At 38.3% G+C, this 10,351-nt stretch carries 10 protein-coding genes; 6 read left to right on the top strand and 4 right to left on the bottom strand.

Annotation, left to right across the window (positions count from 1 at the left end; translation table 11 throughout):
• Positions 1–398 precede the first annotated feature (398 nt).
• The 4 genes from BMX11_RS15900 (at position 399) to BMX11_RS15915 (ending at position 5,362) form a co-directional block, all read left to right on the top strand.
• On the top strand, positions 399–881 hold the full coding sequence (locus BMX11_RS15900; RefSeq protein WP_090886013.1) for a Crp/Fnr family transcriptional regulator: 483 nt from the start codon (positions 399–401) through the stop codon (positions 879–881).
• A gap of 119 nt (positions 882–1,000) precedes the next feature.
• Positions 1,001–1,819 (top strand): hypothetical protein, encoded by an 819-nt coding sequence (locus BMX11_RS15905; protein ID WP_090886015.1) that lies wholly within the window; start codon positions 1,001–1,003, stop codon positions 1,817–1,819.
• Positions 1,820–2,304: 485 nt separating this feature from the next.
• On the top strand, positions 2,305–4,359 hold the full coding sequence (locus BMX11_RS15910) for a hypothetical protein (RefSeq protein WP_175474584.1): 2,055 nt from the start codon (positions 2,305–2,307) through the stop codon (positions 4,357–4,359).
• Positions 4,352–5,362 (top strand): hypothetical protein, encoded by a 1,011-nt coding sequence (locus BMX11_RS15915; protein WP_090886019.1) that lies wholly within the window; start codon positions 4,352–4,354, stop codon positions 5,360–5,362. The genes BMX11_RS15910 and BMX11_RS15915 overlap by 8 nt, the downstream gene beginning before the upstream one ends.
• A 166-nt stretch (positions 5,363–5,528) precedes the next feature.
• Here BMX11_RS15915 and BMX11_RS15920 read toward each other — a convergent pair whose 3' ends face one another.
• Positions 5,529–5,948, bottom strand: a complete 420-nt coding sequence (locus tag BMX11_RS15920) for a hypothetical protein (protein WP_090886021.1) — start codon at positions 5,946–5,948, stop codon at positions 5,529–5,531.
• Between the two features lie 160 nt (positions 5,949–6,108).
• Between BMX11_RS15920 and BMX11_RS15925 the strand changes: the two genes are divergently transcribed.
• Positions 6,109–6,687, top strand: coding sequence for a UPF0758 domain-containing protein (locus tag BMX11_RS15925; RefSeq protein WP_090886023.1), 579 nt, complete (start codon positions 6,109–6,111; stop codon positions 6,685–6,687).
• Positions 6,688–7,144: 457 nt separating this feature from the next.
• Here BMX11_RS15925 and BMX11_RS15930 read toward each other — a convergent pair whose 3' ends face one another.
• From BMX11_RS15930 to BMX11_RS15945, 3 genes are all read right to left on the bottom strand, one after another.
• Positions 7,145–7,495 (bottom strand): hypothetical protein, encoded by a 351-nt coding sequence (locus BMX11_RS15930; RefSeq protein ID WP_090886025.1) that lies wholly within the window; start codon positions 7,493–7,495, stop codon positions 7,145–7,147.
• 240 nt (positions 7,496–7,735) lie between these two features.
• Complete coding sequence (locus BMX11_RS15940; protein ID WP_175474585.1) at positions 7,736–9,061, bottom strand: DGQHR domain-containing protein; 1,326 nt, start codon at positions 9,059–9,061, stop codon at positions 7,736–7,738.
• A complete protein-coding gene (locus BMX11_RS15945) occupies positions 9,054–9,605 on the bottom strand; it encodes a hypothetical protein (RefSeq protein WP_139180204.1) in 552 nt (183 codons plus the stop codon). The genes BMX11_RS15940 and BMX11_RS15945 overlap by 8 nt, the downstream gene beginning before the upstream one ends.
• A gap of 475 nt (positions 9,606–10,080) precedes the next feature.
• Here BMX11_RS15945 and BMX11_RS15950 point away from each other — a divergent pair, with 475 nt between their 5' ends.
• Positions 10,081–10,323, top strand: a complete 243-nt coding sequence (locus tag BMX11_RS15950; RefSeq protein WP_090886033.1) for a helix-turn-helix domain-containing protein — start codon at positions 10,081–10,083, stop codon at positions 10,321–10,323.
• Positions 10,324–10,351 lie beyond the last annotated feature (28 nt).

Here is a 10,351-nt window from a genome sequence, read left to right on the forward strand (position 1 = left end):
GTAAAGTAATCGGAATCGACGTTGACCGCCATAAAGACCAAAACTACGGCCTGTTTTACCTCAAAGGAAAATGGATGATTGCCGATGAAAAAGGCCGTAGGTTGCCGCTAAAATACAAACCCGAAAACGACCAGATCAGTGACAAAGACATAGAATAACAGCATCACAAGAACAGTTTAGTTTTAAGTTTAGGTTAGTTAATCCCGGTTCTGGATGGAACCGGGTTACTATTAAAAAAGCAATTATTTTTCGTCCCTATATCATAACAACCCTTGTTAGCGGTTACTTCAGAGTAGCCGCTATTTTTTATTCAACACACTATCCCTATAATTGACTTTGTAAATGCAGGATCCGCGCTACCGCTATCCGATGAATCCTTTAACGCCATCACATCCGTAATGGAAACCTTCCTGATTTTAAGCGGCGCGCTCAATACAGCCCTCCGCGAAATCCTGCTGGAAGTAACCCTGAAAAAAGGAACCTATATCCTCACCGCCGGCTCAAAACAGCCCCACCTCTGGTTTATCCTGGAAGGACTGCTGCGGGAAATCACCGTTGACCGCTACACCCAGCAGACCCATACCAGCTGGTTCTGGTTCAATAACAGTTTCGTCTATGCCATGCCCGGCTTCTTCGACCAGGCCCATTCCTCAGTATCCATCGAAGTGGTCAAAGACACCAAGGTCCTGCTGCTCAGCTATCCCCAATGCTGGGAACTCAGAACACGTTTCGAACAGGCAGACCTGCTCTTTGAATCCATCAGAAGCCGCTACGGCCTAGCACGTAAAAATCACCTCAAAAAAATCCTTTCTATAGACACCCTTTCCCGCTATCTCGCCCACCAAAAGCAATTAAACATCTTATTCCAACTCTTCGATTAGATTGGGGAATGCTTAAGGATAACTTTATTTACAGAGTGAGCTAAATAAGATCGTAACTCACCATTCTTTTTATTATTATTGTCGCATCTGAAAATTAATTTTGCTCAACTAAATATAAAATGTCTTTACCCAAAGTCTCGATAGACCTTCCCCTAATATTAGAACCTTATAAACTTTCCCTGGTATTGTCAGGACTTGATGTGTTTTACAGCGAAATTATAGTGCCGGATTCTGTGCAGTTTGTAGAGATTTGGAATAGGCAGATGATGCCGGTAACCCTTTATACATTTGAAGATGATTTAAAAGACTATCAGCGTTCATTCGGTCTTGATGAGAGAAAAATAGAACCTGATAATTTTATTGCAGGTCTTTATCTATTGCAGAAAGCATATAAAAAAGGGATGGTCAGTCTTTTTCGAACGGATAAGTTTGTTGCGGACGGCCAGGATTTTCTCCATACAGATAAATATTTTAATCAGTTTTATAATGTCATGGGGGATAAATATGTGATCAATACGGATATGCCGATTACCCTTGAGGGAATGTTGGGATATGAGCTTAACACGGGAACTAAAGCTATTTTTGGGGATGATTTGTTTGCGAAATATTTAAGTGAGCTCCGTATTTATGAAGATTTGCAAACAGTGGACTCATTAGAGAAAGACAAGAATTTGGATTTTTTTCTGCGGAGCCCCCAAAGTTCTTCGGTAGATGAGCTGATAGAGTTTGTGTTAAATAAGCAGTTCTATGAACAATCAGCATTGAAAATATTCTCTTCAAAGTCCCTGCTGGAAAGAAATAAAGATATTGCACTGAATACCTTAGAGTTTTCATCAACGCTTATGCTCGATGCTATGGCTTTCAATGGCCTTCCCATAAGTTCCGGTGTTGCTTTTGCCTATAAGGTTGGTAAGCGGATTTTTAAAAGAAGTCCTTAGTAGTAATGTGAGGTTCCTTTTGCCGATTTTATATTTTAATTCGCAGTATTCATAGTTTGTATTCCAAGATTTCGGGTAATATTCAAACATTAAGATTTGATTTTTATGTGTAATATGTTGGACCATCAGTCAGATCATTTAAAATTAATTAATGCAACATGTCTAATATAAAAAAAAACGAAGTCAAAGGAGTATTCAGGTTTCTGGCCATAAGACCTCTTGAGGGATGCGACGAACGCTATCGTAAGAATCTCAAGAGCGGTACGATCTATCAGTTTTATAACCAATACATTTTTGATCTGGATAAAACTGCCGGGGCTAGCGGATCTGCTAAAATTTTAAAAGTTTCGGTCCCGGAAACACCGATGGATAGTTTGTACAATACAACCTCGGGTGATGATCGCCCGATTGCCGTAAATGTTTCGGCAGTGGTAGGCAGAAATGGATCAGGAAAAAGTACTTTGATTGAACTGCTTTTTGCAGCGGTGTATCTTTTTTCTTCCGAGTTGGGTGTTCTTCCAACACCTGAGGATAATGAAAAAGAGGAGGAACGTCTCCAAGCTGAGCTTGATGCCAATCCAAATGGTGAAAGGGAAAAGCTGGAGGAAGAAAAACTTAATCAACGCCTCGATGAAATATTGCAGCAAGAAAATATCGTAAAGAAAGTCAATGAGCTGAAAAATGCTATAGGGGAATCTTTGAATGAGAAGTCTAAAATCCAGAATGAACTTGGTTGGCTGAAGAGAAAAATATCGGAACTTCAATCCGCACAAAAGGAATTATCAGCAATGCAAGCTGGTTTAAGGGTGGAGCTCATTTATCAGATTGCAAATCAGGTGTTTGTCTTAAGGATCGATGAGGGGCAGCAAGGTGCACAGTGCAGACTTGAGCTAATTGAAAGTAATTTGCCAAAAACTGCCTCGGATATTGACACCAAATTACTTAATAGTGGCAGCTATCAGAAGAAATTGGGAGAAGCTTTTTTTTATAATGTATCGGTAAACTATTCTCATTACTCGCTCAATGCGAGTAAGATGGGCGGATGGATCAATTTGCTTTTCCATAAGAATGATGGTTATAAGACGCCGCTGGTAATCAATCCCATGAGAACAAATGGCAATTTTAAAATCAATGATGAGATCTTGCGTGCAAAATACCGCTTGCTTTCCAATTTGATGATCGAGCGAAAAATCTCTAAAGAGAAGCAGATTTACCTTACGGAAAAACAATATGTATCAAAGATTCGTTTTACGCTCATTAAGGATAAGGTAGGAGAAGAATCCATAAAACGAGGCTCAAATATAACCTCTGGCACTTCGGATTTAGATATTATTACCAACAATGTTTTTGCAGAATTGGGAATTGAAGATCAAAAAATACTGATGTCAAATCAACATCCTTTTCAATCAGAAATGGATAAGTATGCGATTAAAAAAGTGAAAAAGATTGCAGACCAGTACGATGAATACAAAGGTTTTAGAAAATCTAACAATACCCCGTCGGAGGTTGATTACGATCAAATCACCAAAAACTTGCTTGAAGAGGAAAGCCATGTTGCCTTCAAACTTAAGCAATTGGTCAATTTTTTTAGATATAGTAGTTTGGATTCCAAGGAAAACGCCTTCAAACAAAGAAATGCCCTTGATCAATATGACTTCACGCTTGAAGATTTGGTAAAGTGGGCTAAAGATGCTACAACAGAGAATATGGTTATGCATTTGCCGCCCTCATTTTTTGATATTGAAATTTATTTACAAGAAAAGGATGCTGAATCGGAATCGCCATTCAGTTCGCTCAGTTCAGGGGAACAGCAGCTTATCCACGCCTCACAGTCGGTGATTTATCATATCAACAATATCAATTCAGTGACTGGAAGCCGGTTCGATCGGGTCAAGTACAGGAATATCAATATTATCTATGATGAAATCGAACTTTACTTCCACCCAGAGTATCAAAGGCAATTCATATCACGAATTATCAGATCGCTAAAGAGTGTACACCTTGGAAAAAAGAGCCATATCAATGCAATTAATTTTCTTTTTTTAACCCATTCACCATTTATCCTCTCTGATATTCCAAGCAGTAATATCCTGTTTTTGCAGAGCGATGCGGTTCCAGAGACCGATATCAGCGCCTTTAAAACTTTCGGTGCAAATATCCATGACCTGTTGCAGCTGAGTTTTTTCTTAAAAGATGGTTCTATGGGTGAATTTGCGCGGCACAAGATAAACGAAACGATCAGCTTTATTAATTATAAGCGGCTCAACAATGAGCTATTAAATTTCAAAGAAGAGCTATCCATTGACGAAAAGGACCTTAAAGATAACATAAAAGAGCAGTTAAGTATTCTTTCAAGGAACTCAATCAATTTGGACTTAAGTTTTCACCGGGCTTTGGTCTCCCAAATTGATGAGCCTCTGCTTAGAACTAAACTGCAAGAGATGCTCGGCGAAATCGACAATCAGTACCGGATAGATGAGCTTTCCAAAAAAATTGAGCAGTTGGAAAAAGAAAAATTAACACTCGAGAAAAATGCTTAGTATCCCGCGTCCGCAAAAGGAACACCTTAAAGAATATGTTGACCTTGTCCTTTTGGCAATCAAAGGTAGGATGCTTAAGAATTCTTCTACCTATTTCGATAATAATGTCTTTTCGGATCAGCTACTTGAGGAAATTCTGTCTGCTGAACCAGAAAATATGATGGACATCAATACGAAGGTCATGGGTTTGTTGATTCCTGATTATGATCCAGATAAATTTGAAGAATTCCTCAAAATAAGGTCAAAGAGCACGCAATCAGATTCTGATAAGAACTTTTTGGAAGAGCACAGCGTTTATAATGCTTACCAGGATGTGCCAAAGCTATTCGATTATAATGCGATCATTTCAAGAAATAAAAAGAATTCATACTATCTTGCTGCAAAAATTGGCCGTAATACCTGTACATATTGCAACCGGTTATATACGAATACGATCACAGGAATTGGAGCACCTCCACGTCCCGAACAACAACCTCAGTTACCAATTGTGAAACATGTGGCGAGAGCACAGTTTGATCACTGGTTTTCCAAATCCAGGTATCCTTTGCTTGCGCTTTCTTACTACAATCTCATTCCTAGCTGCGGAATATGCAACCAGATTAAAAGCGATAAAAACTTTCAATTGGATACGCATTTTCACCCTTATGCTGAAAATCAACTCGAAAGATTTACTTTCAATTACCGTCACCAGGATCTTAAAACCTTGAATGTTAAGATTGATTCGGCAACGAGCAGAATCGCCGCCAATATAAAAGAACTAAAAATCGAAGAAGCTTACGATGTACATTCCCCTTTAGAGCTTCGTGATTTGCTAGATCTGCGCTATAAGTATCCGGATAATTATATCAGCAAGCTACTAAAGAGTACATTACCGGATCTGCCCTTAAGTCCTTCAGAGGCCAAACGTCTTATTTTTGGTATCGAAGAAGATCCTAAAAATTATCACCAAAGGCCGTTCAGTAAATTCAAGAATGATATCCTTGGAAGATTAGAAAATGAATAGGCTACACTGTGTTTTCCTTGGAAGCAAGTAAGGCTAAATAATGTAACGACGCTGGCGATTTTTTTGCTTTTACTGTGAGTGAAGCGAAGCTAAATCTTTATTTAACCATTGTTAGCATCGATATTGGCAACGGATAATATTTTATGCGTTTGTAGGTTAGTGATCGCTAATAATTATAGCGATTATTCATTGATGGTGAGTATTTTAGTGTAAGCCAGTTCATTTCCTCTTTCCAACAAAATTCAAAGCAGCACTTCCATAGTTCTCTAACGTTTTCGATTACGGCCCCTGTACAGTAACGGTGATCAAAGCCAAGGCTTCTAAGTTCATCTTTGCGGACATGCTTTACTTCTCCTTCTTTCAAGTTGGCCAAATCGTATTGCAGCAAAATCCTATAGTTGTTTTTGATGGTCTGGATTACTTGGGGAAAGCGTTTGTTCTCTTCTGCACGCTGTGCTGACCGGATTCGGCTGTTGTAGTTGTTTTTACAATCCACGTTGCAGAAGATTTTTCCTGCTCTGCCGAGCAGTGGCTTCTCGCAGTAACGGCAATGTGGTTTTTCTGTGAAGTTTAGTTCTTGGTTCATAGTGTTTTGTGTTGTTTCTTAACTGTTTCCGGTATCTAATATCGGATAATTTTTTTGGGAAACTGTTGTTCATTTTAGCTATCAGATAATGTGATTTTTTCTGCTGTTAATTTTTGGATGAGCACCCAATTTTGATGCCGGATATTAAATCAAAAACATTATGAAAACTAACATTTTAACATCGGAAAGCTTCTCACGTGGAAGAAAAAACTATTATCTGGATTATAAACAGGCCCGGAACCGAAGTAATTATATCAGCCTTACCCTGAGTGAAGCGCAGCTTGGCAGCGGGTTTGTCCGTCAGTCGATCCCTGTGTTCGAGGAAGATTTTGAAGTCTTTATAGGAAGTTTATGCTCTTTGTTGGCGGCGGTTGCACATTTTGGGAAGAAATATGAATCGGTGCAGGATATGTGGGCATCCAGACAGTCGAGCTTTGGAGAGATGGGAAGTGGTATCAAAGGGATGGAGGAAAGGGAGAGGCCAAGGGAAAAAATGCTGGAGAGGGGCTCTGCTATGATGACTGATACCGAACTGCTTGCAATGCTGATAGGTTCGGGAACACCAAATGAATCGGCGATTGATCTTGCGCATAGGATATTGCAGAGTGTGGAATGGAGGCTCGGGGGACTGGCTGCACTGGATTTTCCTGGTCTATGCCGTTTTGCAGGTATGGGTATTGCCAAATCTTCATCAATTATGGCGGCGATGGAACTTGGTAGACGCTTGGGAAGTCTTTGAGGCATATTTGTTTACCTACCCTGGTTTTGCCAGGGTTTTCTTTAATTGTCATTACTAGATGTGTTGCTATAGCCCTTTGCTTTTGAAAAATCATAAACCGCTTTACCTAGATCTCTGGTATTCTTAAAGTTTTTAGCTTTGGTGGAATAATTGAGGTCAATGGTCATTTGATAGTTAACCTTTATGTGAGAAATATTTATTTCTCGAATAACAGTTATGGCCTTGTTTGGTATTGGTATTCGTAAGTTGGTCAATAAGTGTTATTTTTCCCCCTTCTTCTATAAATAGAACATATCTGTTCATGATCGAAATTTCGTTTTTTAGGTGAATTGATGAGTGAACTTTATTCAGAGCTTTACTCTTTTGCCAGAAGCAGGTTTTTTTACTTTTTTGAAATGATTCAGGTATTTAAATAAGTCTAATTTGGGCAGTCTTTCTTTAATGCTTCACCGTTCAACTAATTGATGCAGCCTAGGGACGCCATTTCCCAGCCTTGCTCCGGTAGGTAGTGAAATCTTTTGTGATTTATACCTAATTGACGAGCTTGTTGTTCGATGTCACGGATTTCTTTTGAGAAGATCGACTTACGATTGCCGGATAGTAGAGTGAAAAATACCTGCTCTGGTTTTTTACACTTAAGGAAATTCTTAATCTGCGTTGTATTCCATTTGATATCTTTGAAAGTTTCCAGATCTTTCACCGACCAGATTTTTATGCGATGATCTATTTGCTCCAAATCAGCATCCTTCACAGAAATGATTAGATCAGTAAAGCCGGTTTTGTGTTTTTTACAAAAATTAACCATCATTTCTCTATCTTCACGATTGGACCCATAAATGGTATCTCCAAAAAAGGTACTAACCGCATCCCAGAAATATGCGCTTCGACCATAGAAATATCCGCGTTGTTTGCATCAGGCCTATCCCATAGTGGATTAAATGTGCCGACAAACAGATATTCGACTTCCCAGTTAGGAAAAAGAGAGTCGGTTAAGTGAAGTCCAAGAAAACGGTGTGGGCATGGCATTTTAAAAAAAAGTATTTTTTGACTATTGCCTTAAAGCTTCTGCTAATAATGTTCTTCTGTTATCCTCTGGGCCTTTATTCGGCCAAATTGCTAGGCTTAAATCGAGGTAGAAAATTCGTTTTGATTTACTTGTAAATGGATATCTGGCATTGTCGCTAACGTTTATGTGACCTGCCTTTTGCAGGTAGCTTTTGTATGTAGCAACTTTATCACGTTCATCATCGGTTTTTACCTCTTTTAAGATGTCCTTTAAAATATCCAGCAAAGCCTGGTATCCAACAGCTGTATGTAGGATGTTAGTTGGTTTGGTTTCAATGGTTTCAAAATCCCATAAAGAAGCATCATCACGTTGAAATGTTTTTTGGACTGCTTTAAAGTAAGAATACATAATATCCAGGATCAGCGTATCCCGATCATTGGCATAGTATTTACGAAATGGAAAGTCATCACTAATATTCACTTTAAGGTCTTTTCTTTCTCTAAAGCGATCTTTCTCTGATTCCCTTAAATTGGTAGAGATAAAATCAATGATTGATTTTACCATTGTCGCTTGTGTTAGTGGGGGACTTTGATTTCGCTCGTACTTTCCTCCATAAAGTTTGATTCTGTTGTGGAAGGGAGATTCGATAAAACTATTGAGCGTTAAAACGGTCTGCAGGGCCGTTTTTTGTGGTGAATCATCGGTTCGTAGACCAAACAAACTGTATACTAGACTTTGAGGTACGGACTTTTGTGTTCGATTAATTGTTGAGAACACCATAGCCTGAAATTCAAGGGTTGGATCAATGAAGAAAGTAACTGGAAGTTGAATCTTTTTTAAATTTTGCAACGCAGTTGTCTTTTTTGCTAAGTCTCTCTTAAAGCGGGCATCGGGCGAGCTTCTTGCGATCTGGCTAAGATTAATCATTTCCGATTCGAGTTTGGCAATTGCTGCTTCAATTCCTTTGATACGGTGCTGTCCATCAATAATGGTTAAAAATACATCTCCGTTTACACGCCGTATTTCACTAAATACTCGTTGGCTTAACTTAATTTCATGGATACCAGGGCTGGTTTCCTCAAAAGTTTCAATAACCGCATTGGGTATGGCTATTACAAGATTGGTAGGGAAGAGCGCGTCAGGATCGTCTAGCAAAAAGTCTACAATTCGCTCCACCCTTGGGTTTTCCACTTTTCTTTGGATGTGATCGTTATATATGGGCTTATTTTCCTCATCATAATTCACAATCAGGCGTTCAGTAAACTTCGTAAAGGTTAGAATTTGTTCAATTGAAAAAATGCCAAGATAGAACTCTTGATTATTTTGTTCGACCCTTCTGGCTTGAATGGTATTATTAAGATTATCCATTATCTTCCTCCCCGTATTTGTTTTGCAGATGTTTTTTGTCCTCTTTTGCTCCATCATTAATCAAATCGGCAAAAGTACTGGTGATGAACTGTTCTTGCAGAAGAAATGAATCGCGGGAAAGTGTGACTGAACACCAAACCATAAGTGCTGTCAAGGGAATTTGGACGAATAAAATTGATGGTAGACAGTTAAAAGGGGTTTTAGTAACCTGAAAAACATAAAATATGCCGATCAGAAATATCAGTAATTTAGACCAATCGTTTATCTTTACTCTAATTGAATAAGTCCTGGTTTTGGCTTTTTCTTCTTCGGATTTGTTGGTTTTAAACAGATTTGTGCTTAGTGAGCTCATACGGTTAAAGGCAAACATGGGCAAACTACCATTTACCAAGAGATTAATTACATTAATTAAGGTTACCTGCTTGGGGTCTTTAAAAAGACAAAAACCAATCATTGAAATTCCAACTAGCATTAATGGGTGGATCAGGTTGGGTAATTTCCAAAGGTCTAAATCATCAGCAATATGTTTTTCGATCTTTTCCAAGATAGCGATCTCGGTTTTCCGGAAGATAATTTTTCGTATTGAAAAAAAGTTTTTAAGTGTGTCCCTATCCATGGTTAATTTGTGTGGAAATTGAACTCGATGGAATTTTAGGATCACCATTTAATGTTTTAAAAATGGAATTATTCATGAACTGAGCATTTAGAATTTTTCAAATATAGTTTTTTATGACATTGAAATCAAATGTGGTTTGTTTACTCATTTCTTAAAATTTTTATAATCGCAAAAGTTGGTTAATAGCGCCTGTGACTTTAAATTGGAAGAGTGAAATATCTGTTTTGATATTTTGTAATATTTGCTCTCATTTTTTCAGGGCGGTCTATTTGGAGCTTAAAATTGCATCACAGCAAGATTGATCGATCTATTATAATCATATTCCCTATTGGATTAAAGACACTCTAGAGCGGTAATTTACCTTGGTTTATTTTGCAACATTTGTTAAAACCTAATTTAATAAATGAAGGAAATATCAAGTGAGGAAAAGCGGCTTCTAATCAACCTGGCTAACAGGATTAAGTCGCTGCGGATTGAAAAAGGATATTCCAACTATGAACATTTTGCCAATGATAGTGGCATATCCCGTACCCAATATGGCCGGTATGAGCAGGGCGATAATCTCAAATTTTTAACGCTTTGCAAGGTATTGGACGGACTTGGAATTACACTAAAAGAATTTTTTAGTGAGGGTTTCGATCACTAAAATTGGCGCTGTTTAACTTAACGCTCTT

Source organism: Pedobacter rhizosphaerae, from assembly GCF_900111155.1.
Lineage (GTDB): Bacteria > Bacteroidota > Bacteroidia > Sphingobacteriales > Sphingobacteriaceae > Pedobacter > Pedobacter rhizosphaerae.

What these genes read in the sequence shown, in the direction of transcription:
- BMX11_RS15900 (WP_090886013.1), top strand. Translation starts at nt 399, where the DNA reads ATGGAAACCTTCCTGATTTTAAGCGGCGCGCTCAATACAGCCCTCCGC.
- BMX11_RS15950 (WP_090886033.1), top strand. Translation starts at nt 10,081, where the DNA reads ATGAAGGAAATATCAAGTGAGGAAAAGCGGCTTCTAATCAACCTGGCT.
- BMX11_RS15915 (WP_090886019.1), top strand. Translation starts at nt 4,352, where the DNA reads ATGCTTAGTATCCCGCGTCCGCAAAAGGAACACCTTAAAGAATATGTT.
- BMX11_RS15925 (WP_090886023.1), top strand. Translation starts at nt 6,109, where the DNA reads ATGAAAACTAACATTTTAACATCGGAAAGCTTCTCACGTGGAAGAAAA.
- BMX11_RS15905 (WP_090886015.1), top strand. Translation starts at nt 1,001, where the DNA reads ATGTCTTTACCCAAAGTCTCGATAGACCTTCCCCTAATATTAGAACCT.
- BMX11_RS15940 (WP_175474585.1), bottom strand. Translation starts at nt 9,061, where the DNA reads ATGGATAATCTTAATAATACCATTCAAGCCAGAAGGGTCGAACAAAAT.
- BMX11_RS15920 (WP_090886021.1), bottom strand. Translation starts at nt 5,948, where the DNA reads ATGAACCAAGAACTAAACTTCACAGAAAAACCACATTGCCGTTACTGC.
- BMX11_RS15930 (WP_090886025.1), bottom strand. Translation starts at nt 7,495, where the DNA reads ATGATGGTTAATTTTTGTAAAAAACACAAAACCGGCTTTACTGATCTA.